At 62.4% G+C, this 24,666-nt stretch carries 26 protein-coding genes; 19 read left to right on the plus strand and 7 right to left on the minus strand.

Translation table 11 applies throughout. The annotated features are described in order from the left end of the window. Positions 1-59 precede the first annotated feature (59 nt). Positions 60-1,238 carry an MFS transporter gene (locus ENGE1_RS00220; RefSeq protein WP_048254156.1) on the plus strand — a complete coding sequence of 393 codons (1,179 nt, stop codon included), beginning with the start codon at positions 60-62 and terminating at the stop codon, positions 1,236-1,238. Here ENGE1_RS00220 and flk read toward each other — a convergent pair. Then, positions 1,235-2,236, minus strand: coding sequence for a flagella biosynthesis regulator Flk (gene flk, locus ENGE1_RS00225; RefSeq protein ID WP_048254157.1), 1,002 nt, complete (start codon positions 2,234-2,236; stop codon positions 1,235-1,237). The two genes, ENGE1_RS00220 and flk, sit on opposite strands and share 4 nt — an antisense overlap. 106 nt (positions 2,237-2,342) lie before the next feature. Here flk and pdxB point away from each other — a divergent pair, with 106 nt between their 5' ends. The 15 genes from pdxB (at position 2,343) to hisP (ending at position 16,489) form a co-directional block, all read left to right on the plus strand. Continuing rightward, the gene (pdxB, locus tag ENGE1_RS00230) at positions 2,343-3,479 is read left to right on the plus strand and encodes a 4-phosphoerythronate dehydrogenase PdxB (protein ID WP_045288610.1); all 1,137 of its coding nucleotides are present in this window, start codon (positions 2,343-2,345) and stop codon (positions 3,477-3,479) included. A gap of 63 nt (positions 3,480-3,542) precedes the next feature. Further along, the gene (locus ENGE1_RS00235; RefSeq protein WP_045288609.1) at positions 3,543-4,556 is read left to right on the plus strand and encodes an aspartate-semialdehyde dehydrogenase; all 1,014 of its coding nucleotides are present in this window, start codon (positions 3,543-3,545) and stop codon (positions 4,554-4,556) included. Next, on the plus strand, positions 4,556-5,356 hold the full coding sequence (gene truA, locus ENGE1_RS00240) for a tRNA pseudouridine(38-40) synthase TruA (protein ID WP_043082665.1): 801 nt from the start codon (positions 4,556-4,558) through the stop codon (positions 5,354-5,356). The genes ENGE1_RS00235 and truA overlap by 1 nt, the downstream gene beginning before the upstream one ends. Before the next feature lie 26 nt (positions 5,357-5,382). Continuing rightward, positions 5,383-6,039, plus strand: a complete 657-nt coding sequence (locus ENGE1_RS00245; RefSeq protein WP_043082666.1) for a DedA family protein — start codon at positions 5,383-5,385, stop codon at positions 6,037-6,039. Between the two features lie 177 nt (positions 6,040-6,216). Beyond that, positions 6,217-7,131 (plus strand): acetyl-CoA carboxylase, carboxyltransferase subunit beta, encoded by a 915-nt coding sequence (gene accD / locus ENGE1_RS00250; RefSeq protein WP_043082667.1) that lies wholly within the window; start codon positions 6,217-6,219, stop codon positions 7,129-7,131. An 85-nt stretch (positions 7,132-7,216) separates the two neighbouring features. After that, positions 7,217-8,485, plus strand: coding sequence for a bifunctional tetrahydrofolate synthase/dihydrofolate synthase (gene folC, locus ENGE1_RS00255; RefSeq protein ID WP_048254158.1), 1,269 nt, complete (start codon positions 7,217-7,219; stop codon positions 8,483-8,485). Next, positions 8,475-9,164, plus strand: coding sequence for a cell division protein DedD (gene dedD / locus ENGE1_RS00260; RefSeq protein ID WP_048254159.1), 690 nt, complete (start codon positions 8,475-8,477; stop codon positions 9,162-9,164). The genes folC and dedD overlap by 11 nt, the downstream gene beginning before the upstream one ends. Positions 9,165-9,429: 265 nt before the next feature. Beyond that, positions 9,430-9,918, plus strand: a complete 489-nt coding sequence (cvpA, locus tag ENGE1_RS00265; protein WP_043082670.1) for a colicin V production protein — start codon at positions 9,430-9,432, stop codon at positions 9,916-9,918. Positions 9,919-9,950: 32 nt separating this feature from the next. Beyond that, the gene (purF, locus tag ENGE1_RS00270; protein ID WP_043082671.1) at positions 9,951-11,468 is read left to right on the plus strand and encodes an amidophosphoribosyltransferase; all 1,518 of its coding nucleotides are present in this window, start codon (positions 9,951-9,953) and stop codon (positions 11,466-11,468) included. A gap of 94 nt (positions 11,469-11,562) precedes the next feature. Further along, entirely contained in the window at positions 11,563-12,132 is a 570-nt protein-coding gene (locus tag ENGE1_RS00275; RefSeq protein ID WP_048254160.1) for a UbiX family flavin prenyltransferase, read from the plus strand. Positions 12,133-12,406: 274 nt separating this feature from the next. Beyond that, on the plus strand, positions 12,407-13,189 hold the full coding sequence (gene argT / locus ENGE1_RS00280; protein WP_043082673.1) for a lysine/arginine/ornithine ABC transporter substrate-binding protein ArgT: 783 nt from the start codon (positions 12,407-12,409) through the stop codon (positions 13,187-13,189). A 253-nt stretch (positions 13,190-13,442) separates the two neighbouring features. Next, a complete protein-coding gene (hisJ, locus tag ENGE1_RS00285) occupies positions 13,443-14,243 on the plus strand; it encodes a histidine ABC transporter substrate-binding protein HisJ (protein WP_048254161.1) in 801 nt (266 codons plus the stop codon). Between the two features lie 65 nt (positions 14,244-14,308). After that, the gene (locus tag ENGE1_RS00290) at positions 14,309-14,995 is read left to right on the plus strand and encodes a histidine ABC transporter permease HisQ (protein ID WP_043082675.1); all 687 of its coding nucleotides are present in this window, start codon (positions 14,309-14,311) and stop codon (positions 14,993-14,995) included. Next, the gene (locus ENGE1_RS00295) at positions 14,992-15,708 is read left to right on the plus strand and encodes an ABC transporter permease (RefSeq protein WP_043082676.1); all 717 of its coding nucleotides are present in this window, start codon (positions 14,992-14,994) and stop codon (positions 15,706-15,708) included. Before ENGE1_RS00290 ends, ENGE1_RS00295 begins: the two co-directional genes overlap by 4 nt. A gap of 7 nt (positions 15,709-15,715) precedes the next feature. After that, positions 15,716-16,489, plus strand: coding sequence for a histidine ABC transporter ATP-binding protein HisP (gene hisP / locus ENGE1_RS00300; RefSeq protein WP_043082677.1), 774 nt, complete (start codon positions 15,716-15,718; stop codon positions 16,487-16,489). Between the two features lie 4 nt (positions 16,490-16,493). Here the strand turns inward: hisP and ENGE1_RS00305 are convergent, their stop codons facing one another. After that, positions 16,494-17,441, minus strand: a complete 948-nt coding sequence (locus tag ENGE1_RS00305; RefSeq protein WP_048254162.1) for a sugar-binding transcriptional regulator — start codon at positions 17,439-17,441, stop codon at positions 16,494-16,496. A gap of 200 nt (positions 17,442-17,641) precedes the next feature. On the opposite strand from ENGE1_RS00305, the gene dalD reads away from it, so the two are divergent. The 3 genes from dalD to ENGE1_RS00320 are packed head-to-tail and all read left to right on the plus strand — an operon-like array spanning position 17,642 to position 21,835. After that, positions 17,642-19,039, plus strand: a complete 1,398-nt coding sequence (gene dalD, locus ENGE1_RS00310) for a D-arabinitol 4-dehydrogenase (RefSeq protein ID WP_043082679.1) — start codon at positions 17,642-17,644, stop codon at positions 19,037-19,039. A 9-nt stretch (positions 19,040-19,048) separates the two neighbouring features. Continuing rightward, positions 19,049-20,509 carry a xylulokinase gene (gene xylB, locus ENGE1_RS00315; protein ID WP_048254163.1) on the plus strand — a complete coding sequence of 487 codons (1,461 nt, stop codon included), beginning with the start codon at positions 19,049-19,051 and terminating at the stop codon, positions 20,507-20,509. Between the two features lie 54 nt (positions 20,510-20,563). Beyond that, positions 20,564-21,835 (plus strand): MFS transporter, encoded by a 1,272-nt coding sequence (locus ENGE1_RS00320; RefSeq protein WP_048254164.1) that lies wholly within the window; start codon positions 20,564-20,566, stop codon positions 21,833-21,835. 12 nt (positions 21,836-21,847) lie between these two features. Here ENGE1_RS00320 and ENGE1_RS00325 read toward each other — a convergent pair whose 3' ends face one another. The 5 genes from ENGE1_RS00325 to folX all read right to left on the minus strand — a co-directional run bounded on the left by ENGE1_RS00325 (position 21,848) and on the right by folX (position 24,656). Next, positions 21,848-22,354 (minus strand): GNAT family N-acetyltransferase, encoded by a 507-nt coding sequence (locus tag ENGE1_RS00325; protein WP_043082682.1) that lies wholly within the window; start codon positions 22,352-22,354, stop codon positions 21,848-21,850. A gap of 12 nt (positions 22,355-22,366) precedes the next feature. Continuing rightward, positions 22,367-22,927, minus strand: a complete 561-nt coding sequence (locus ENGE1_RS00330) for a helix-turn-helix transcriptional regulator (protein WP_043082683.1) — start codon at positions 22,925-22,927, stop codon at positions 22,367-22,369. Positions 22,928-22,951: 24 nt separating this feature from the next. Further along, positions 22,952-23,188: a hypothetical protein gene (locus ENGE1_RS00335; RefSeq protein WP_043082684.1), complete on the minus strand. Its 237-nt coding sequence runs from the start codon at positions 23,186-23,188 to the stop codon at positions 22,952-22,954. A 194-nt stretch (positions 23,189-23,382) separates the two neighbouring features. Then, entirely contained in the window at positions 23,383-24,276 is an 894-nt protein-coding gene (locus ENGE1_RS00340; RefSeq protein ID WP_048254165.1) for a TIGR01777 family oxidoreductase, read from the minus strand. A 17-nt stretch (positions 24,277-24,293) separates the two neighbouring features. Then, positions 24,294-24,656 carry a dihydroneopterin triphosphate 2'-epimerase gene (folX, locus tag ENGE1_RS00345; protein WP_043082686.1) on the minus strand — a complete coding sequence of 121 codons (363 nt, stop codon included), beginning with the start codon at positions 24,654-24,656 and terminating at the stop codon, positions 24,294-24,296. Positions 24,657-24,666: the final 10 nt, after the last annotated feature.

The raw sequence follows: 24,666 nt of genomic DNA on the forward strand, positions 1-24,666 counted from the left end.
GAAAAGGAGCCTCCCGGCTCCTTTTTTATATCCGATGAATACCTGATCCGGCACAACGCATGTCTTCTGCTACACACACTGAGTCCCGCGCCAGCGCCAACGCCTCGCTGTTTCGCATCGCTTTTGCGGTTTTTCTGACCTACATGACTATCGGCCTGCCGCTGCCGGTCATTCCGCTGTTTGTCCACCACGAGCTGGGCTACGGCAATACGATGGTCGGCGTCGCCGTCGGCATCCAGTTTCTGGCCACCGTGCTTACCCGCGGCTATGCCGGGCGGCTGGCCGACCAGTACGGCGCCAAGCGCTCGGCGCTGCAGGGGATGCTGGCCTGCGGGCTGGCGGGCGGCGTAATGCTGCTGGCGGCGCTGCTGCCGGTGGCGGCGGCGTATAAGTTTGCGCTGCTGGTGGTAGGGCGCCTGCTGCTCGGCTTCGGCGAAAGCCAGCTGCTGACCGGGACGCTGACCTGGGGCATGGGGCTGGTGGGCCCCCGGCGCTCCGGAAAGGTGATGTCCTGGAACGGGATGGCGATTTACGGCGCGCTGGCCGCCGGGGCGCCGCTGGGGCTGGTCATTCAGAGCCACTTCGGCTTTGCGGCGCTGGCGGCAACCACTATCGCGCTGCCGCTGCTGGCCTGGGCGTTCAACGGGACGGTGCGCAAAGTGCCGCCGCAGGCCGGGGAGCGCCCGTCGCTGCTGAGCGTGATCGGGGTCATCTGGAAGCCGGGCATTGGCCTGGCGCTGCAGGGCGTGGGCTTTGCGGCGATCGGCACCTTCGTGTCGCTCTACTTTGTCAGCCGCGGCTGGCCGCTGGCGGGCTTCACGCTCACCGCCTTCGGCGGCGCCTTTGTACTGATGCGCATTCTGTTCGGCTGGATGCCGGACCGCTTCGGCGGCGTGCGGGTGGCCGCCGCATCGCTGGTGGTGGAAACGGCGGGCCTGCTGCTGCTGTGGCTGGCGCCGAACGCCTGGGTGGCGCTGGCCGGGGCGGCGCTGACCGGCGCCGGGTGTTCGCTTATCTTCCCGGCGCTGGGCGTTGAGGTGGTGAAGCGCGCGCCGGCGCAGGTGCGCGGCACCGCGCTGGGCGGCTACGCCGCCTTTCAGGATATCTCCTACGGCATCACCGGACCGCTGGCCGGACTGCTGGCGACCTCATGCGGCTATCCGTCGGTGTTTCTCGCCGGCGCGGTGTCGGCGGTGGTCGGCATTATCGTGACGCTGCTGGCTTTTCGCCGCCGTTAGATAACGATCCACAGCAGGATAACCGCTACCGCCAGGGCGATAAGCAGCAGGCCGGGCCGGGCTGAGACCGTCTTCAGGCGCTCGAAAAACGGGATCTGCGGGTTATAAATCGGCTGGATATTGCGAATATCCAGCGTGTCCTGGGAGCGCTCCACGCGCCGCAGGAATACCTGATTAAGCAGAGCCTGCACCTGGGCCTGGGTCAGTACCGTCTGCGGCGTCGCCTGCCAGTTCTGGCGGGCGTAATCGTACAGCGCATTGCACTCTCCGGCATCCAGCGGCTGCTTCAGCACGGTCTGCAGCAGCTCCGGCGTTGGCGCCCTGTGGCCGCTGAGGGCTTGTCGCGCCTGCAGCCAGGTCACCAGCTGGTTGAAGTGGCTCGCGGGGATGAGTTCCCCGGTTTTCACGCCGGACAGCTCCAGCATCGACTGCCAGATCATCTTCCCGGATTCACCCGTCGCCGCCGCCAGCTTCGTCACCAGCTGATTGAGGGTGTTGTGCTCGGCGGGCAGCAGCGGGCGGCTGGTACCGGGGCGCTGCTGCGGCTGCGGAATCGCCATCTGGTTGCTCTGCAGCAGCTCCAGCACGCTTTTTAGCTGCCCGGGCGTCAGCTGGCTCAGGGCCGTCTGGCCGTACTGCTGGCGAATAAAGTCGCTGACCGCCTGGCGGTTGTTGCCCTGGCCGAGCAGGCCGTTGAGCTGGGCCATTATCTGGCGCGACTCGCGGTTCTGACCGGCGGCGCTGATGCGCTGATTGAGGTTCTGCTCCGCCGCCGGAAAGTGGCGGGAGAGCAGCGGTTCATCATTGCGTAAACCCAAATCGTGTTTGATCCCTGACCACACCTCCGCGCTCTGCTGCGAGGTAAGCGCCACGAGGCGAACAATCAATCTCTCCAGCACGGTGCGCTGCTGGGTGGAGAGCGGCTGATTGCCAATAGTCGAAGGGGCCGCTGCCGCTCCAGGAGGCTGGGCGGGCGTGCCGGAAATGGGTTGCGTCATGATTAATCCTGAATATACGTGGTGTTCGCCAGTCCCTCGGTGTTCCTGGCCGCAAGATTATGGCACACTTCCCCGGTTAACTCCCGTTTCAGACAGGTACTGTACCGTGAAAATCCTTGTTGATGAAAATATGCCCTACGCCCGCGAGCTTTTTAGCCGCCTGGGTGAGGTAGAGGCCGTGCCCGGCCGTCCGATCCCGCAGCAGGCGCTCGATGATGCCGATGCCCTGATGGTGCGCTCGGTCACCAAAGTGAATGAAGCGCTGTTGGCCGGGAAGGGGATTAAATTTGTCGGAACGGCGACGGCGGGAACTGACCACGTCGATGAGGCCTGGCTGCAGCGTGCCGGGATCGGCTTTTCGGCGGCGCCCGGCTGCAACGCCATCGCCGTGGTGGAGTACGTCTTTTCCGCGCTGCTGATGCTGGCCGAGCGCGACGGCTTTGCCCTCAAGGACCGCACCGTCGGCATCGTTGGCGTCGGCAACGTCGGCGGCCGTCTGCAAAAGCGCCTTGAGGCGCTGGGCATTCGCACCCTGCTGTGCGATCCGCCGCGCGCCGAACGCGGCGACGAGGGCGATTTCCGCGCCCTCGACGCGCTGGTGCAGGAGGCCGATGTACTGACCTTCCACACGCCGCTGTATAAGGAGGGTCCTCATAAAACCCTGCATCTCGCCGATGAGGCGCTGATTGCCAGGCTGAAGCCGGGAACCATTCTGATTAACGCCTGCCGCGGCCCGGTGGTGGATAACGCCGCGCTGCTGAAGTGCCTGGAGGCCGGACAGCGCCTCAGCACGGTGCTCGATGTCTGGGAGCCGGAGCCGGAGCTGAACACGGCGCTGCTGGCAAAAGTCGATATCGGCACGCCGCACATCGCCGGCTACACCCTTGAGGGCAAGGCCCGCGGCACCACCCAGGTGTTCGAGGCCTACAGCGCCTTTATCGGCAAGCCGCAGCAGGTGGCGCTCTCGACCCTGCTGCCCGCGCCGGAGTTTGGCCGCATTACCCTGCACGGCGCGCTGGATCAGACCGTCCTGAAAAGGCTGGTCCATTTGGTGTATGATGTGCGCCGCGATGATGCGCCGCTGCGAAAAGTGGCCGCCATTGCCGGCGAGTTCGATAAGCTGCGCAAAAACTACCTTGAGCGGCGGGAGTGGTCGTCGCTGGAGGTGCTCTGCGACGACGCCGATACCGCCGCACGGCTCAGCGCCATCGGCTTTAGCGCCGTGCATCACGCCGCACACTAATGATGTTTTATTGCGCCCGGACCATCAGGCCCGGGCGGAGATTTCTTTCTGGAGTAAACCACCATGTCTGAAGGCTGGAATATTGCCATCCTGGGCGCAACGGGCGCCGTAGGTGAAGCCCTGCTCGACACCCTTGCCGAGCGTCAGTTCCCGGTGGGCGAGATCTTTGCCCTGGCGCGCAGCGAAAGCGCCGGAGAGTCACTGCGCTTTGGCGGGAAAACCGTACTGGTGCAGGACGCGGCCGAATTTGACTGGACCCAGGCCCAGCTAGCGTTTTTCGCCGCCGGTGCTGAGGCGTCCGCCGCGCACGTGGAAGAGGCGACCAATTCAGGTTGCCTGGTTATCGATCTCAGCGGGCTGTTTGCCCTCGAGCCGGACGTGCCGCTGGTGGTGCCGGAGGTCAATCCGTTCGTGCTGGCCGATTACCGCAACCGCAACCTGATTGCGGTCCCGGACAGCCTCACCAGCCAGCTGCTGGCGGCGCTGAAGCCGCTGGTGGACGCCGGCGGCCTGTCGCGCATCGCCGTAACCAGCCTGATGTCCGCCTCGGCGCAGGGTAAAAAAGCCGTGGACGCGCTGGCGGGGCAGAGCGCGAAGCTGCTCAACGGCATTCCGATTGATGAAGAGGACTTCTTTGGCCGCCAGCTGGCGTTCAACATGCTGCCGCTGCTGGCCGATCGCGAAGGCAGCATCGTCGAAGAGCGCCGCATCGTCGATCAGGTGCGTAAGATCCTGCAGGACGACGGGCTGATGATCTCCGCGACCTGCGTGCGCGCGCCGGTGTTTTACGGCCACGCGCAGATGGTGAGCTTCGAGGCGCTGCGCCCGCTGGCCGCCGACGAGGCCCGCGACGCCTTCGCGCGCGGCGAAGATATAGTGCTCTCCGAAGAGGGCGACTTCCCGACCCAGGTCGGCGACGCCTCCGGCAGCGCGCATCTTTCGGTTGCCTGCGTGCGCAACGACTACGGCATGCCGGAGCAGATCCAGTTCTGGTCCGTTGCCGACAACGTTCGCTTCGGCGGCGCGCTGATGGCGGTGAAAATCGCCGAGAAGCTGACCCAGGAGTATCTGTACTGATGTCGGAAGCGCCGTTTAAAATCGCCCTCGGCATCGAGTACGACGGCAGTAAATACTACGGCTGGCAGCGTCAGAATGAAGTGCGCAGCGTGCAGGAGAAGCTGGAGAAGGCGCTGTCGCAGGTGGCGAACGAGCCGATTAACGTCTTCTGCGCCGGGCGCACCGATGCGGGCGTGCACGGTACCGGGCAGGTGGTGCACTTTGAAACCCGCGCCGAACGTAAAGACGCCGCCTGGACGCTGGGCGTCAACGCCAACCTGCCGGCAGATATCGCCGTGCGCTGGGTTAAAGCGGTGCCGGAGGACTTTCACGCCCGCTTCAGCGCCACCGCCCGCCGCTATCGCTATATTATCTATAATCATCGCCTGCGTCCGGCGGTGCTCGGCCACGGCGTGACCCATTACCATCAGCCGCTGGACGCCGATCGCATGCAGCGCGCCGCCCAGTGCCTGCTCGGCGAGAACGACTTTACTTCGTTCCGGGCGGTGCAGTGCCAGTCCCGCACGCCGTGGCGTAACGTGATGCACATTAACGTTGCCCGCTACGGAGCCTACGTGGTGGTGGATATAAAAGCCAACGCTTTCGTCCACCACATGGTGCGCAATATCGTCGGCAGCCTGCTGGAAGTGGGGGCCGGACACCAGCCGGAAGGCTGGATTGCCGAACTGCTGGCGGCAAAGGACCGCACGCTGGCCGCCGCCACGGCGAAAGCCGAGGGGCTCTATCTGGTAGCCGTGGATTACCCCGCGCGCTTTGCGCTGCCGCAATCACATATGGGCCCGCTGTTTCTGGCGGACTGAATGCCGTTATTTAAGGTTAAGCGACTATGGAACTGATTAGCTTTCTGATTGATTTTATCCTGCACATTGATGTGCACCTTGCCGAGCTTGTTGCCCAGTACGGCGTATGGATCTACGCCATTTTGTTTCTGATCCTGTTCTGCGAAACCGGCCTGGTGGTGACGCCGTTTCTGCCGGGCGACTCGCTGCTGTTTGTGGCCGGCGCGCTGTCGGCGCTGCCGACCAACGATCTCAACGTTCACCTGATGGTGGCGCTGATGGTGATTGCCGCCGTTATCGGCGATGCGGTCAACTACACGATTGGCCGACTGTTCGGTGAAAAGCTGTTCAGCAATCCGAACTCGAAGATTTTCCGCCGCAGCTATCTCGACAAGACCCACCGGTTCTACGAAAAGCACGGCGGAAAAACCATTATCCTGGCCCGCTTTGTGCCCATCGTGCGTACCTTCGCGCCGTTTGTCGCCGGGATGGGGCACATGTCCTACCGCCACTTTGCCGCCTATAACGTCATCGGCGCGCTGCTGTGGGTGCTGCTGTTCACCTACGCCGGCTATCTGTTTGGCGATCTGCCCATCGTGCAGGAGAATCTCAAGCTGCTGATTGTCGGCATCATCGTGGTTTCCATCCTGCCGGGCGTGATTGAAATTATCCGCCACAGGCGTGCCGCGCGCGCTGTGAAGTAGCCGCTGGCGCCGGAAAAGGTGGTTGAAAAGCAACCGGTTCGACCACTTTTTTATCCCATGCGCCGAAGTCTTATGTTTTAATGTGCAACATTTCATGGTCTGTAAGCCCCAAAAATGGCATTATTCGCCGCTTACAGCAAAACTGGCATCGACCAGGTTCAGGCAGAAAGGTTATCAATGAGCTGGATTGAACGAATTAAAAGCAACATCGCCCCGACCCGCAAGGCAAGTATTCCGGAAGGCGTATGGACCAAGTGCGACAGCTGCGGACAGGTTCTGTACCGCGCCGAGCTGGAGCGCAACCTTGAGGTGTGCCCGAAGTGCGATCACCACATGCGTATGTCAGCGCGCAACCGCCTGCATAGCCTGCTGGATGAAGGATCCCTCGTGGAGCTGGGCAGCGAGCTTGAGCCAAAGGATGTGCTGAAGTTCCGCGACTCTAAAAAGTATAAAGACCGCCTGGCGTCAGCCCAGAAAGAGACCGGCGAAAAAGATGCGCTGGTGGCAATGAAAGGGACGCTGTTCGGTATGCCTGTCGTGGCCGCGGCTTTTGAGTTCTCCTTTATGGGCGGCTCAATGGGCTCCGTCGTCGGCGCGCGCTTCGTTCGCGCGGTTGAGCAGGCGCTGGAAAACCACTGCCCGCTGATCTGCTTCTCCGCTTCCGGCGGCGCGCGTATGCAGGAAGCGCTGATGTCGCTGATGCAGATGGCGAAAACCTCCGCCGCGCTGGCAAAAATGCAGGAGCGCGGGCTGCCGTATATCTCCGTGCTGACCGACCCGACCATGGGCGGCGTCTCCGCGAGCTTTGCGATGCTGGGCGATCTCAACATCGCCGAGCCGAAGGCGCTGATCGGCTTCGCCGGCCCGCGCGTTATCGAGCAGACCGTGCGCGAGAAGCTGCCGCCGGGCTTCCAGCGCAGCGAATTCCTGATCGAGAAGGGCGCGATTGACATGATCGTCCGCCGCCCGGAGATGCGCTTCAAGCTTGCCAGCATTCTGGCGAAGCTGATGAACCTGCCGGCGCCAAACCCGGATGCGCCGCGTGAGCCCATTGAGGTTCCGCCGGTGTCAGAACAGGAACCAGAGGCCTGACAGAGAATCAACAAGGGCAGGGCCATCAGGCGCTGCCCTTTTACTTTGCTGAGACCTGAGTTAACGGTAAAGAGTAACGGGCATCATGGAAAAAACATCACCTCCTCTCGCCACGTCGCCCCTGGCCACGTGGCTTTCTTATCTGGAGCACCTGCACAGCACCACCATTGAGCTTGGCCTTGACCGGGTAAGCCGGGTGGCTGAGCGCATGGCGCTGCTGAAGCCTGCGCCGTTCGTTTTCACCGTCGCGGGGACCAACGGCAAGGGCACCACCTGCCGTACGCTGGAGTCGATGCTCCTTGCGGCCGGCTATCGCGTCGGCGTCTACAGCTCGCCGCACCTGGTGCGCTATACCGAGCGGGTGCGGGTGCAGGGCGCGGAACTGGATGAAGCGGCGCACGTCGCCTCGTTTGCCGATATTGAGGCCGCGCGCGGCGAGATCTCGCTGACCTACTTTGAGTTTGGCACCCTGTCGGCGCTGTGGCTGTTTAAGCAGGCGCAGCTTGACGTGGTTATTCTTGAGGTCGGGCTGGGCGGGCGGCTGGACGCCACCAATATCGTCGACGCCGACGCGGCGGCGGTGACCAGCATCGCACTGGATCACACCGACTGGCTGGGCCCGGATCGCGAGAGCATCGGCCGCGAAAAAGCGGGCGTGTTCCGCCGCGGCAAGCCGGCGGTGGTGGGCGAGCCTGATATGCCGCACAGTATCGCTGAGGTGGCCGGCGAGAAGGGCGCCGCGCTGCTGCGTGTCGGCCACGAGTGGCGCTACGAGGTCGGCCCGCAGGGCTGGCGCTTTAGCGATCCGCAGGGCGTGCTGGACAACCTGCCGCTGCCGCAGGTGCCGCAGCCCAACGCCGCCACGGCGCTTGCCCTGCTGCGCGCCAGCGGTCTGGCGGTAAGCGAGCAGGCGATCCGCGACGGTATCCGCAATGCGACGCTTCCGGGGCGCTTTCAGACCGTGAGTCTGTCGCCGCGCGTGATCCTCGACGTGGCGCACAATCCCCATGCGGCGGGCTATCTGGCCGGGCGGCTTGAGGCCGAGCCGTCTGCCGGGCGCACGCTGGCGGTGATCGGCATGCTGCACGACAAGGACATCGCCGGCACTCTGGCCTGCCTGACGCCGGTGGTCGATGCGTGGTACTGCGCGCCGCTGGAGGGCCCGCGCGGGGCGACGGCGGAACAGCTGGTGGAACATTTGCGCAGCGGCAAAGTCTGTGCCACTGTAGCGCAGGCGTGGCGCGCCGCAATGGCGGATGCCCGCCCGCAAGATACGGTGCTGGTGTGTGGATCGTTCCACACGGTGGCCCATGTGATGGAAGAGATGGACGCGGGGAGAGCCGGTGGCGAGTAAGTTTCAGAATCGTTTAGTCGGAACCATTGCGCTGGTCGCGCTCGGGGTGATCGTGCTCCCCGGGCTGCTTGACGGCCAGAAGAAGCACTATCAGGACGAATTTGCGGCGATCCCGCTGGTGCCGAAGCCGGGCGACCGGGAGGAGCCGGACATGCTGCCTGCGGTGACGCAGGCGCTGCCGTCCCAGCCGCCGGAGGGCGCGGCGGAAGAGGTGCGCGCCGGCGATGCCGCCGCGCCGTCGCTGGATCCCAGCCGCTACGCGGTGAACGGCGCGGGCAGCGATATCGATCAGATCCCGCAGCCGGACCCGGAACCGGCGCCGAAGCCAAAACCGGCGCCGGTGAAGCCTAAGCCGGCACAGAGCCCGCCGCAGACCGCCGCGACGCCGCCGCCTGCCCAGACCCGGCCGGTGGCGGAAGAGAAGCCGGCGCCGACCGGCAAGGCATATGTTGTCCAGCTGGGGGCCCTGAAGAATGCCGATAAGGTCAATGAGATCGTCGGCAAGCTGCGCGGGGCGGGGTATCGGGTTTATACGGCCCCGTCGACGCCGGTGCAGGGTAAAATCACCCGCATTCTGGTTGGCCCGGACGCGTCGAAAGAGAAGATGAAGGGTTCGCTTGGCGAGCTGAAGAGTCTTTCCGGGCTGAGCGGGGTGGTGATGGGGTATACGCCGAACTGATGATACCCTCATCCCGGTCCTCTCCCTGACGGAGATGGGGAAAAGCGCCGGACTCCGTCCCGTGGAAGGAGCAAAAGATCGCACAACCTATCCCCTCTCCCTGTGGGAGAGGGTTAGGGTGAGGGTAAAAAATGCATGGCGTTGAATCTTTTTTCAGCGCCGTTTTTATTTGAGCAGGGGCAGGAAATCCCTACGCAAACGTTTTCTTTTTCTGTTAGAATGCGCCCCGAACTGGACGACAGGGCGTAACAATTGTGGGACAAATATGGTCTGGATTGATTATGCCATCATTGCGGTGATCGGTTTTTCCTGTCTGGTAAGCCTTATCCGCGGCTTTGTTCGTGAAGCGTTGTCACTGGTAACCTGGGGCTGTGCCTTCTTTGTTGCCAGTCACTACTACACTTACCTGTCGGTCTGGTTTACGGGCTTTGAAGACGAACTGGTGCGCAACGGCATCGCCATCGCGCTGCTGTTTGTCGCAACGCTGATTGTCGGCGCTATCGTTAACTACGTTATCGGTACGCTGGTTGAAAAGACGGGCCTGTCGGGAACCGATCGGGTGCTGGGGATCTGCTTTGGCGCGCTGCGTGGCGTGCTGATCGTCGCCGCCATCCTCTTCTTCCTCGACACCTTTACCGGCTTTTCCAAAAGCGAGGACTGGCAGAAGTCGCAGCTGATCCCGCAGTTCAGCGTTGTCATCAGGATGTTTTTTGATTACCTGCAAAGCTCGTCGAGTTTCTTGCCCAAAGCATAAGCGGCGGGTGTACTGAACGAGGAAAAAGACGTATGTGCGGTATTGTCGGGATCACCGGTTTCATGCCGGTAAACCAGTCTATTTATGACGCGTTAACGGTGCTGCAGCACCGCGGGCAGGATGCCGCAGGCATCATCACCATCGATGCAAACAACTGCTTTCGTTTGCGCAAGGCCAACGGCCTGGTGAGCGATGTGTTTGAAGCCCGGCACATGCAGCGTCTGCAGGGCAATATGGGGCTGGGGCACGTACGTTATCCCACGGCAGGCAGCTCCAGCGCCTCCGAGGCGCAGCCGTTTTACGTTAACTCCCCCTACGGCATTACGCTTGCCCACAACGGCAATCTGACCAATGCCCACGAGCTGCGTAAAAAGCTGTTTGAAGAGAAGCGCCGCCACATCAACACCACTTCTGATTCTGAAATCCTGCTCAACATTTTCGCCAGCGAGCTGGACAACTTCCGCCACTACCCGCTGGAGGCTGACAATATCTTTGCCGCCATCGCGGCGACCAACCGTCAGATCCGCGGCGCCTACGCCTGCGTGGCGATGATCATCGGCCACGGCATGGTGGCGTTTCGCGACCCGAACGGCATTCGCCCGCTGGTGCTCGGCAAGCGCGATCTCGGCGATGGCCGCACCGAATATATGGTGGCGTCAGAAAGCGTGGCGCTGGACACGCTGGGTTTCGAATTCCTGCGCGACGTCGCGCCGGGCGAGGCTATCTACATCACGGAAAAGGGCCAGCTGTTCACCCGCCAGTGCGCCGATAACCCGGTCAGCAATCCGTGCCTGTTTGAATACGTCTACTTCGCCCGCCCGGACTCCTTCATCGACAAGATTTCCGTCTACAGCGCCCGCGTAAACATGGGCACCAAGCTTGGCGAGAAGATTGCCCGCGAGTGGGAAGATCTGGATATCGACGTGGTTATCCCGATTCCGGAAACCTCCTGCGATATCGCGCTGGAGATTGCCCGCATTCTGGACAAACCCTATCGCCAGGGCTTCGTGAAGAACCGCTACGTTGGCCGCACCTTTATCATGCCGGGCCAGCAGCTGCGCCGTAAGTCGGTGCGCCGCAAGCTCAACGCCAACCGCGCCGAGTTTCGCGACAAGAACGTGCTACTGGTGGATGACTCCATCGTACGCGGCACCACCTCCGAGCAGATTATTGAGATGGCTCGTGAAGCCGGGGCGAAGAAGGTCTATCTCGCCTCCGCCGCGCCGGAAATTCGCTTCCCTAACGTCTACGGCATCGACATGCCGACCGCCACGGAGCTGATTGCCCACGGCCGCGAAGTGGAAGAGATCCGCCAGATCATCGGCGCCGACGGCCTGATTTTCCAGGATCTGAACGATCTCATCGACGCGGTGCGCGCCGAGAACCCGGATATTCAGCAGTTTGAGTGCTCGGTGTTCAACGGCGTCTACGTCACCCGCGACGTCAACCAGCAGTACCTCGACTATCTCGACACGCTGCGCAATGATGATGCCAAGGCCCTGCAGCTGCAGAACGAGGTGGAGAACCTCGAAATGCATAACGAAGGCTAAGCCGCGCGCCGCCCTCTCATCCGGAGAGGGCGGCTCTCCTTGCATCGCCGCCTGAAATACGGCACAGTCTGGCCAACGATTTACGGGGCCAGCTATGAAAAGACTTATCATCGGGATCTCCGGCGCCAGCGGCGCCATTTACGGCGTCCGGCTGCTGCAGGTGCTGCGCGACCTCGCCGAGGTCGAAACTCACCTGGTGATGAGCCAGGCGGCGCGCCAGACGCTCTCTCTGGAAACCGATCTCTCCCTGCGCGACGTGCAGGCGCTGGCCGACGCGGTGCACGACGCCCGCGATATCGCCGCCAGCATCTCTTCCGGTTCGTTTAAGACTGCCGGTATGGTCATTCTGCCCTGCTCGATGAAAACCCTCTCCGGCATCGTCAACAGCTATACCGACGGCCTGCTGACGCGCGCCGCCGACGTGGTGCTCAAGGAGCGCCGCCCGCTGGTACTCTGCGTGCGCGAAACGCCGCTGCACCTGGGGCACCTGCGGCTGATGACCCAGGCGGCGGAAATTGGCGCGGTGATCATGCCGCCGGTGCCCGCGTTCTATCATCGTCCGCAAACCCTCGATGATGTCATCAATCAGACGGTTAACCGCGTGCTCGACCAGTTCGATATTGAATTACCGGAAGATCTTTTCCAGCGCTGGCATGGCGCATAGGCCGGGGGTAGTGCATCTTTTTGGTGCACGCCCCGCCGGTAAGCGATTTTGCAATCCCGATCAAATCCTCAGCATTTAGTCCTCTTTTTGCGCGTTTAGCGCTGCGGTTTATTCTGCGAAGCTGTTATCTTTCATTTGCGAACAATTCTGCAACATATGCTTAACGTCTCGCCGCGTTCGGGCATATGGCATGAAACCTGCAGTACTGTTTTGCAACTGCACAACACCACTGACTACATAACACGCAAACGCATAAGACACTTAAGGGTAATGTATGAAGAAGACGGTTCTGGCTCTCTCTTTACTGCTCGGTATGGGCACTGTTTCGGGCGCATTTGCCGCGCTGCCGCAGACGGTACGTATCGGCACCGATGCGACCTATGCACCGTTCTCCTCCAAGGATGCGAAAGGGGACTTTGTGGGCTTTGATATCGATCTGGGTAACGAGATGTGCAAACGCATGCAGGTGAAATGCACCTGGGTCGGCACGGATTTTGACTCCCTGATCCCCTCTCTGAAGGCGAAGAAAATTGATGCCATCATCTCCTCGCTCTCCATCACCGAGAAGCGCCAGCAGGAAATCGGCTTCTCCGAGAAGCTGTATGCGGCGGATTCGCGCCTGATTGCCGCCAAAGGTTCGCCGATCGTGCCGACCATTGCGTCGCTGAAGGGTAAACACGTCGGCGTGCTGCAGGGCTCCACCCAGGAGGCCTATGCCAATGACAACTGGCGCAGCAAGGGCGTGGACGTGGTGCCTTACCAGAACCAGGACCTGATCTATGCGGACCTGACCGCCGGCCGCCTTGACGCCGCGTTCCAGGATGAAGTGGCCGCCAGCGAAGGCTTCCTCAAGCAGCCCGTCGGCAAAGAGTATGCCTTTGCCGGTCCTTCGGTGAAGGATAAAAAATACTTCGGTGACGGTACCGGGGTTGGCCTGCGTAAAGACGATACCGAGCTGAAGGCTGCCTTCGATAAGGCTTTTGATTCTCTGCGTAAAGACGGCACTTACGACAAGATGGCGAAGAAGTACTTCGACTTTAACGTCTACGGTGACTAAGACTGAGTGGCCCGGCTTGCCGGGCCTTTCGGGCTGAGCAGTTATCTATACAGGTGCAACAAAACAGAGTGCTGCCTCTTTTTGGTGCTTGATATGCACCACAATGATGCGGCCCTGCATAGTTAAGCATTTTTAATGCAAAAAAGCCGTCGTCTGGCGGCATAACCTTTTGCCTTAACTGTATGAAAAGTGGCACGATAACCACTCTTTAACTTCTGCTTACCCGTAAAATAACAGTCCGTTGAGGTTCATAATGAAAAAACTGGCATTGTCTCTCTCTCTTGCGCTGGCGTTTTCCGGCGTAGCTATAGCGTTCGCCGCAGCGCCGGCTTATGCGGCTGCGCCGCAGAAAATCCGCATCGGCACCGACCCGACCTACGCGCCGTTTGAATCCAAGAACGCGAAAGGTGAGCTGGTGGGCTTTGATATCGATCTGGCGAAGGAGCTGTGTACGCGCATTAAGGCCCAGTGCACCTTCGTTGAAAATCCGCTGGATGCGCTGATCCCCTCTCTGCTGGCGAAAAAAATCGACGTCATCATGTCGTCGCTGTCGATTACCGAAAAGCGTCAGCAGCAGATCGCCTTTACCGACAAGCTGTACGCCGCCGACTCCCGCCTGGTGGTCAAGAAGGGCAGCCCGATCACGCCTGACCTCAGCACGCTGAAGGGCAAGCGCGTGGGCGTGCTGCAGGGCACCACCCAGGAGACCTACGGCAATCAGCACTGGGCGCCGAAGGGGATTGAAATCGTCTCCTATCAGGGGCAGGACAATATCTACTCCGATCTGACCGCCGGGCGCATCGACGCCGCGTTCCAGGACGAAGTGGCGGCCAGCGAAGGCTTCCTCAAGCAGCCGGTAGGCAAAGACTACCAGTTCGGCGGCCCGTCGATTAAGGACGAGAAGCTGTTTGGCGTCGGCACCGGTATGGGCCTGCGCAAAGACGATACCGCCCTGCGCGAAGCGCTGAACAAGGCGTTTGCCGGGATGCGCGCGGATGGGACCTACGACAAGCTGGCGAAGAAGTATTTCGATTTTAACGTATACGGCGAGTAATCGCCGCTGTAGCCGCTGCGCCAGTATTGAGGGCGCGGCGGTGCTGGACAGACAGGACAGGCCGAATGCTGCACGGGTTTTCACAGGTTATTTTTCAGGGCGCGCTGGTCACCCTGGAGCTGGCGCTCAGCTCCGTGGTGCTGGCGGTAATTATTGGCCTGGCGGGCGCAGCGGGAAAGCTATCTGGCAATCGCCTGCTCGCGCTTATCTTTGAAGGTTACACCACGCTGATTCGCGGCGTGCCGGATCTGGTGCTGATGCTGCTGATATTCTACGGGCTGCAGATAGCGCTCAACAGCATCACCGATGCGCTCGGCATGGCGCAGTTTGATATCGACCCGATGGTGGCCGGTATCATCACCCTCGGCTTTATCTACGGGGCCTACTTCACCGAAACCTTTCGCGGCGCCTTTCTGGCGGTGCCGAAGGGGCACATCGAAGCGGCAACCGCCTTCGGCTTTACCGCCTCCCAGACCTTTCGCCGCATTCTCTTTCCGGCGATGATGCGCTTTGCGCTGCCGGGGATAGGCAACAACTGGCAGGTTATCCTCAAGGCGACTGCGCTGGTCTCCCTGCTGGGGCTGGAGGACGTGGTGAAAGCCACCCAACTGGCGGGCAAAAGCACCTGGGAGCCGTTCTACTTCGCTATCGTGTGCGGGGTCATCTATCTGGTGTTTACCACGGTATCCAACGGCGTACTGCTCCTGCTTGAGCGCCGCTATTCCGTCGGCGTGAAGAGGGCTGACCTGTGATTGAGATTATTCAGGAGTACTGGAAGTCCCTGCTGTGGACCGACGGCTACCGCTTTACCGGCGTGGCCATTACCCTCTGGCTGCTGATAGCCTCCGTGGTGATGGGCGGCATCCTCGCGGTGTTTCTGGCCATCGGCCGCGTGTCGAGCAATAAGTTTATTCAGTTCCCCATCTGGCTGTTTACCTATGTGTTTCGCGGCACGCCGCTGTACGTTCAGCTGCTGGTGTTCTACTCCGGGATGTACACCCTGGAGATAGTCAAAGGCACCGAGCTGCTCAACGCCTTTTTCCGCAGCGGCCTCAACTGCACCGTGCTAGCGCTGACGCTGAACACCTGCGCCTATACCACGGAGATTTTCGCCGGCGCCATCCGCTCGGTGCCCGCGGGCGAAATCGAGGCGGCCAGGGCCTACGGCTTTAGCGGCGTCAAGCTTTACCGCTGCATCATTCTGCCCTCGGCCCTGCGCATCGCGCTGCCGGCCTACAGCAACGAGGTGATTCTGATGCTGCACTCCACGGCGCTGGCCTTTACCGCCACCGTGCCGGATCTGCTGAAGATCGCCCGCGACATCAACTCCGCGACCTATCAGCCGTTTACCGCTTTCGGCATCGCCGCCGTGCTGTATCTGATCATCTCCTATGTGCTGATAAGCCTGTTCCGCAAGGCGGAAAAGCGCTGGCTGCGTCATATGAAACCCTCTTCGACACACTGAGAACACCATGGCTGAGAACAAACTAAACGTCATCGATCTGCACAAGCGCTACGGCGAGCACGAGGTACTGAAAGGGGTATCGCTGAAGGCCAATGCGGGCGATGTGATCACCATCATCGGCTCTTCCGGCTCGGGTAAGAGTACCTTTCTGCGCTGCATCAACTTTCTCGAAAAGCCGAGCGAGGGGACTATCGTGGTCAGCGGCCAGAACATCGGCCTGGTCCGCGACAAGGACGGCCAGCTGAAGGTGGCCGACAAAACCCAGCTGCGCCTGCTGCGCACCCGCCTGACCATGGTGTTTCAGCACTTCAACCTGTGGAGCCACATGACGGTGCTGGAGAACGTGATGGAGGCGCCGATTCAGGTGCTCGGACTCAGTAAAAGCGAAGCCCGCGAGCGGGCGGTGAAGTATCTGCTGAAGGTCGGCATCGACGAGCGCCAGCACGTTAAGTACCCGGTACACCTCTCAGGCGGCCAGCAGCAGCGCGTCTCTATTGCCCGCGCGCTGGCGATGGAGCCGGAGGTGCTGCTGTTTGACGAGCCGACGTCGGCGTTGGATCCTGAACTGGTAGGCGAAGTGCTGCGCATTATGCAGAAGCTGGCGGAAGAGGGGAAAACCATGGTGGTGGTGACCCACGAAATGGGCTTTGCCCGCCACGTCTCTTCCCACGTTATCTTCCTGCACCAGGGGCTTATCGAGGAGGAGGGCCACCCCGATGAACTCTTCGGCAATCCGAAGAGCGCCCGCCTGCAGCAGTTCCTCAAAGGTTCGCTGAAGTAGCCTCTCAGGCGGTCAGCAGCCTGACCGCCGTATCCTCGTCGGTGACCAGACCGCTGACCCAGCGTCCGGCCAGCGCCGCCCGGATCGCCGGATACTTTCTCTCTCCGGCCGCAAAGCCGATAATCTGCCGCGCGGTGTGGCTGGTCAGTTCGACGCTGGTCAGCAGCGCGTCCAGCTCGGAATTCAGGCGCTCGCCCCGGTGGTTAAAGAAGTGGCCGAGCATCTCGCCCGCCACCTGCTGGCCTTCCAGATCCCGCACCTGGGCATCGGTAATAAAGCCTTCGGCGTTGAGCGGGCAGCCGATGCCCACTTCGCCGATGCCGAGAAAGGTCACGTCCGCGCCGAGAGCGCGGGCGGCCACCCGCTGATAGACCTGGTGCTGGCACCAGCTGGTTTTATCCTCGGGGCTGTCGGCGTACAGCGGGGCGGGAATGAAAAAGTACTTGCCCTGCATCTTCTCCGCCATTTTCAGCGGCACGTCGTAGCGGGTACCGGAATCGTCTCTGGCAATGGCGCCGATCATCGACACGCACTGGTGCTGCGGCCGCTCAAGCCAGGGCAGGGCGTCGATACACGCCCGCAGGGTTTTCCCCGAGCCGATGCCGAACACCTGCGGGCGCTCCTCGCTCATGTACTGCGCCATCACTTCCGCCCCCTCGACCGCCAGCATCTGCTGCACGGCCTCGTTGCCGAGCCCCGCCGAAGGCACGATGCGGCACAGCGACAGGCCGAATTTTGCCGCCATATCGCGGGCAAGCTGCATACAGCGGGTCACCGGATGGGCGATGGAGACGGTCACCATACCCATCTCCCGCGCGCCGGATATCAGCCGCTGCGCCACCTGGCGGGAGAGTCCGAGAGCGGTGGCGATCTCCTGCTGGGTCAGCCCGGCCACGTAGTACATCCACGCCGCGCGGGCGGCGAGTTCCTGTTTTTTCTCTTCTTTGTTCATCGCTGGGCTCCCTGGTTGCTGCCGCCATTGTACGCCGCGCGACGGCAAAGTGAGAAATGGGCAAAAGTTATTTTGATGGGCATTTGCTGATTTCGTGAGGATCGTCTCAGATCCCTTTGTCTTCATGCTACTAACATACCAACAACAAACGGGCATATGCCCTTTAATCTATCAATTGCTCAAAATCGGGAGTGACGGCTATGGCACAACAGCACGCGGTATGGATGCACATCGGGGCAGGTTCATTTCATCGGGCGCACCAGGCGTGGTATCTGCACCGCCTGCTGCAGCAGGGCGACGACAGCTGGAGCATCGCGCTGGGCAATATTCGCGACGACGCGGGGCCGCTGCTTGCGGCGCTGCAAAAGCAGGGCGGGGAGTACGTGCTGGAAACCGTCTCACCGGAAGGGGAGCGGGCCTACGAGACGATAACCTCCATCCGCAAAATTCTTCCCTGGGATAGCGAGATCGCCGCGCTGGTGGCGCAGGGCGCGGCGGCGGAGACGAAAGTCATCGCTTTTACCGTGACCGAAAGCGGCTACTACCTGACGCCGGAGCACGAGTTGGATCTGCAGCAGCCCGACGTGAAGGCCGATCTCGACGGCGGGATCCGCACCCTTTACGGCGCGCTGACCCGTATCCTCAAGGCGCGCATTGCTGGCGGCGGCGCGCCGGTAACCCTGCTCACCTGCGACAATCTGCGCCATAACGGCGAGCGCTTTCGCCACGGCTTTCTCTCCTTCCTGAAAGCGAAGGGCGAGGCGGCGCTGGCGCAGTGGGTGCGCGACAAGACCACTTCGCCCAATACCATGGTCGACCGCATCACCCCGCGTCCGACCCCGGACGTGGCGGAGCGCGTACTGGCGGCGACCGGCCGCCGCGACGCCGCCCCGGTGATGGGCGAATCCTTTATCCAGTGGGTTATTGAGGACGACTTCATTAACGGCCGTCCGGCGCTGGAGAAGGTCGGCGTCGAGCTGGTTGACTCGGTGCTGCCCTGGGAGGAGGCCAAGATCCGCATCCTCAACGCCACCCACAGTTGCATCGCCTGGGCCGGTACCCTGGCGGGCCTGAGCTATATCGACGAAAGTACGCGCGTCGCCGGGATTTACCAGATGGCCCGGGAGTATGTCTCCCAGGACGTCATTCCGTCGCTGACGCCCAGCCCGCTGGATCTGGCCGACTACCGCGACGTGGTGCTGGCCCGCTTCGCCAATCCCTACATTAAGGACACCAACCAGCGGGTGGCGGCGGACGGCATGTCCAAAATCCCCGGCATGGTGACCCCGACGCTGGTCGAGTGCTACCGGCGCGGCGAAGCGCCGGCGGCCACCGCCGTGCTGCCCGCGCTGTTTTTCCTCTTCCTGCAGCGCTGGGCGAAGGGCGAGCTGCCCTACGAATATCAGGACGGCGCGATGCGGCCCGAGGCGGTGCGCGCGCTGTTTGCCACCGACGATCCGCTGGCGGCGTTTGCCGCCGACGAGGCGCTGTTCGCGGAGCTTTCGCGCTCTGAGGCATTCCTCAACCTGCTGCGGCGCACCGTTGCCGGGCTTCCGGAGCGGCTCGCGCTGACCGACGCCGCCCTGAGCGAAGCGTAAGGAGGCGGTATGTATCTCGGGATTGATATCGGTACCTCGGAGCTGAAGGCGCTGCTGATTGACGGCGGCGGCGATATCGTCGGATCGGCGCACGCGGCGCTGACGGTGCAGCGTCCGCATCCGCACTGGGCCGAGCAGGATCCGCAGGCCTGGTGGCAGGCCTGCGGACGGGTGGTGAGCGAGCTGCGCCAACAGTATCCGCAGGCGTGGGCGGCGGTGCGGTCCATCGGCCTTTCCGGCCAGATGCACGGCGCGGTGCTGCTCGACGCCGCCGGGGAGGTGCTGCGGCCGTGCATTTTGTGGAACGACACCCGCAGCGCCGCCGAGTGCGGGCGGCTGCGCGACCAGCATCCGGAGATGATGGCTATCTCCGGCAATATGATTATGCCGGGCTTTACCGCGCCGAAGCTGGCGTGGGTGGCCCGCCACGAACCGGAAATTTTCAGCCGGGTGGCGAAGGTGCTGCTGCCGAAGGACTATCTGCGCTGGCGCCTCACCGGCGCTTTCGTCAGCGATCCGTCGGACGCCGCGGGCACCCTGTGGCTGGACGTGGCGAAGCGCGACTGGTCTGACGAACTGCTGGCGATAACCGACCTGCGCCGCGAGCAGATGCCGGCGCTGGTGGAGGGCTGCGAGGTCAGCGCAATGCTCAAGCCCGCCCTGGCGACCGAGTGGGGCCTCAGCTCGTCGGTCGCGGTGGCGGGCGGCGGCGGCGATAACGCCACCTCGGCGGTGGGCGTCGGCGCCGTCGAGCCGGGAGATGCCTTTATCTCCCTCGGTACCTCCGGGGTGATTTTCGTGGTCAACGACCGCCTGCGCGCCGATCCCGACTCCGGGGTGCACGCCTTTTGCCACGCGCTGCCGGACCGCTGGCACCAGATGAGCGTCATGCTCAGCGCCGCCAGCTGCCTGCGCTGGGCGTGCAATTTGCTGTCGGTTACCGAAAGCCAGCTGATGCGCGAAATTGCGGAACTCAGCGATGAACAGCTGAAGGCGGCGCCGCTGTTTCTGCCCTATCTCTCCGGGGAGCGCACGCCGCACAACGATGCGCAGGCGACGGGCAGCTTCTTCAACCTGCGCCACGAAACCGGCCGGGCGCTGCTGGGTTATGCGGTAATTGAAGGCGTCGCCTTCGGCCTAGCGGACGGTCTGGAGGCGCTGAGCCGCAGCGGTATTGGCCAGTGCAGCCTCACCGGCGGCGGCGCGCGCAGCGGGGTCTGGGCACAGCTGATTGCCGACGTGCTGGATCTGCCGATGGTGACCCATCCGGCCAGCTCCTCCGGCGCGCTCGGCGCGGCGCGGCTGGCCTGGCTGGCGGACGGCGGCGAGCGGCAGCAGGTTTGCCGCAAGCCGGAGGTGGCCGCGCGCTATCTGCCGCAGCCCCGGCGCCAGCCCTGGCTGAGGCAGCGCCTGGCGCTGTTTCGTCTTCTCTACCAGCAGCAGCGGGTTGCCCGCGAACTGCTGCCGTAACCTTTTCGCCCCGGCCGCCGGGGCGCGTCTCCCGTCTGTGAAAGGATGAGTGTTATGCAATCGAAATACTGGTTTGGTTTACCGACCCGCCTGCTGTGGGGATTCGTCGCCATCGCCATCTTTATGGCGGGCGACGGCTTTGAAATGGCCTTTTTATCAAAGCACATTACCGATATGGGCTTTTCACCGGCGCAGTCGGCGATGGTTTTTACCCTTTACGGGCTGGCGGCGGCGATTGCCGCCTGGGCCTCCGGGGTAGTGGCGGAGCTGATCACGCCCCAGCGGGCGATGACCATCGGCTTTCTTCTGTGGATCGTGATGCACGCGCTGTTTATGTCTCTGGGCCTCGGGCTGCGTAACTATCCGCTGATGCTGCTGTTCTACGGCATTCGCGGCCTGGCCTATCCGCTGTTTATCTACTCGTTTATGCTGATGCTGGTTCAGGTGCTGCCGCGCCCGAATCTGGCGGCGGCCACCGGCTGGTTCTGGGCGATGTACTCCGTCGGCATCGGCGTGGTGGGCAGCTATCTGCCGAGCCTGACCATTCCGGCGTTTGGCGAGACCGGCACCCTGTGGTTTGCCATTGTCTGGGTGGCCTGCGGCGGCGTGCTGGCGTTCTTCAGCCTGCGCAAGGTGCCGGTGGATCGCTCGCGGGTTAATCTTCCGCTGCGCGATAAGATGACCGAGCTTTCCAGGGCGGCAACGATCCTGTTTACCAACCGGGATATTTTCTACGCCTGCCTGATCCGCATTATCAATACGCTGTCGCTGTTCGGCTTTGCCATCGTGATGCCGCTGCTGTTCGTCGACAGGCTCGGGTTCACGATTTCTGAGTGGCTGCAGATCTGGGCGGTGTTCTTCTTTGTCACTATCTTTACTAACATCTTCTGGGGGATCACCGGGGAGTATATCGGCTGGATCCGCCAGGTGCGCTGGTTCGGCTGCCTGGGGATGGCGGTTTCCAGCCTGACCTTCTACTACCTGCCGGTTTACGCCGGGCATAACTTCTGGGTGGCGCTGATCCCGGCGGTAATGCTGGGGATCTTCGTGGCGGCGTTTGTGCCGATGACGGCGGTATTCCCGACGCTGGAGCCGCACCACAAGGGCGCTGCGGTATCGATTTACAACCTTTCAGCCGGAATGAGCAACTTCGTGGCCCCGGCCATCGCCTCCGCGCTGCTGCCGTTCTTTGACATCGTGGGCGTGGTGTGGGCCTACACCGGGCTGTATCTGTTTGCCGGCGTGCTGACGCTGATCATTAAGGTGCCGCAGCCGAAGCGCGAAAGCGCTGCGCGGGCGGCGAAGGAGGCGCAGCAGCGCGCCTGAGGCGCGGCCCTCTCAGGATGCGGAGGGCGCTTCGAGCCGGTATACCCAGTCGTCGTAGCAGACGCCGTTAAGGGTATAGGCCTGGGTCAGCACCTGGATGCGGCGAAAGCCGCAGCGCTCGAGCAGGCGCGCTGAGCCGGCGTTATCCGCCAGCACCCAGGCGTTGATGGCCCACAGCCCCAGGGCGCGAAAGCCATATTCGCAGACGGCGGCCAGCGCTTCACCGGCGTAGCCCTTGCCCTGGGCTTCCGGCGCCAGCGCGTAGCCGACATCGGCTTCATGAGGATTGTGGGCGCTGACGCGCAGGCCAATATCGCCCAGAGGTTCGCCGCCGAGGCTGCGAACGATCATCGCGCCGTCGGCGATGCGCTGGGCAAACAGCGTACGCAGGACGCCCTCCGCGGCGATTTCTCCCATATAGCGCATTACCGCCGGGTCCTGGCGCAGCCTGAGGAAAAAGGGCCAGTCTTCGCGGGTAAAGGGCGTTAGCCGCAGGCGGGGTGTCGTAATATCCGGCATCGCGGCTCCTGATTATTGTGAAGGTGCGGTCTGCCCGGCCTGCTCGATCTGCTGCAGATAGTTGAGCACGGTCTCTTTGGCAACCGTCGCGCGCAGCTGCAGCGCCAGGTTCAGGCAGTCGAGGGTGCGGGCGTTGGCGATAAGCGGCGAATCTGGCGACAGGCGACCTTCCGCCACCAGCCAGGTGACTACGCTGTACCAGCTCCACAGCGGCGAGTTCCCCTTCACCCGCTGCACCGGACCGGGAAACTGGCGGGAGCCGCGGGCGCCTTCTTTAAGCAGCGCCACGGCCTGGCGGGAGAGGCCGGTCAGCGCGGCAATATCGCTCAGCCCGACCAGCGTAGAGTCTACCGACGCGACCCGGGCCCCCAGCGGGGATGATTCGATGTCGGCGATGGCGGAGAGGACCGCCTGCGCCAGCGAGCCGCTCTCGCGGTCAAATTCCAGATAGACCGCTGTGCCGTAGAAGCAGACCAGCGCGTCGCTGCATCCGGCGGCGAACAGCGCGTCTTCCAGGCCGTCGGTATCGGCGGTCACGCCGGAAAGCGTCAGGGTAAAGTGATAAAGCGCCATGAGTGTCTCCTTAAACGCATGACTTCAGTGGATAGTAAACAGCGGCATACAGCTGTCGACTTTACGAATAATTTGCCGGGCATGGTTCTGCGGGCTGGCGGGCGTCGACCAGACGCTCATCATGTGCTGCTGGTGACCGGAAATACCGCAGCGCAGCCTGCCAAAACAGTGGGCGCTTTTGCCGCCGGGGATAAAAAGCCAGCCCCGGTCCTGGGCATAGCGGATAGCCGCCCGAATATGCTTATCCGGATGTTCCTTCATCGTTGTTCTCCTGCACAGTGTGTAACGTCTGTTGACGTATGTCAACAGATGGCGATTAAAAATAGAGCAGGAGAGTTATCACAGAGATTGCGCTGGCGTGCCGGAAGCGGCTTCACATCTGTGCCAGCGCCAATGAAGGGATGTTAAGAAATGCGGGCACGCTTCCGGAAAGAGGGACGCGTGCGCCGCAGGCGCTACTTCAGGACATCCGCTAAGGCGTCGTCCAGATCGTACCAGCGGAAGGCAAAACCGGCCGCTTCCAGCCGCTTCGGCAGCGCGCGCTGGCCGCCGAGTACCAGCACCGAGGATTCGCCCATCAGCAGCCTGACGGCCACCGCCGGGGCGCGAACGATAGCCGGGCGGTGCAGGGCGCGGCCCAGAGCATGGGCAAACTGCGCATTGCGCACCGGATACGGGGACACCATGTTGAAGGGGCCGCGAAGGTCGTTATCCAGCAGCCAGAGGATGGCGTTGGCCATGTCGTCGATATGGATCCACGCCAGATACTGACGGCCGCTGCCGATGGGGCCGCCGAGGCCCAGCCTGAACGGCGGCGTCATTTTTGCAAGAATTCCGCCGTCCGGCGCCAGCACCACGCCGGTGCGCAGCAGGCACACGCGGGTAGCGTCGCTCTGCGCCTCGCAGGCTATCTGCTCCCAGCGGGCGCACAGCTTATGGGTAAATTCATTGTGCGGCGGCTCCTCTTCGGTGACAACTACTTCGCCAAGATCGCCGTAGTAGCCGGCCGCCGAGCCGGAGAGCAGCACGGCGGGCGGCGTATCGCTGGCCTTAATCAGCGCCACCAGCCGCTGGGTGATCTGCCAGCGGCTGTCGCACAGGCGCGCCTTCTGCGCGTCGGTCCAGCGCTTATCGGCAATGGGCTCGCCGGCGAGATTAATCACCGCGTCAATGTCGTTGAGATGGCTGCGCTGCTCAAGGCCCGGCCACAGCTCAACCCGTTTATCGAGGCGCTGCCTGGCGCTATCCGGGCTGCGGGTGACGACGACCACCGCGTGGCCAAGCGTCAGCAGGCGGGAAACAAGATAGCGGCCAATCAGGCCGGTGCCGCCGGTAATCAGGATCTTCATGCCGCCTCCCGGAGCGCTTAGCGCCGCCAGCTCATGGTCATTGAGACAGAGTCGGCGTACCTGAGCGCGTGAAGTTTATCGATCTCCACTTCAGCATAAGTGACCCAGCGGTGGGCGCATGCGATATTGAGCACATCCTGGGTTAATTTTTCCAGCAGCGAGAAGCGGTGCGCTTCGACGTGATGGATAATGCTTTTGGTGATGGTGCGGTAGTTGAGCGCGTCATTAATATCTTCGCTGTCGCGCGCCTGTTCTGCCGGATAGTGAATGGCGACGTTAATGACGATATCCTGGCGGTTGGCGATCTCCTCTTCTTTGATGCCGATAAAGGTACGCAGGCGCAGGTTTTTAATACGGATAATGGCGTCTGGCTGAGACATTGCAGGTTCC

Source organism: Pluralibacter gergoviae ATCC 33028 = NBRC 105706, from assembly GCF_001598855.1.
Lineage (GTDB): Bacteria > Pseudomonadota > Gammaproteobacteria > Enterobacterales > Enterobacteriaceae > Pluralibacter > Pluralibacter gergoviae.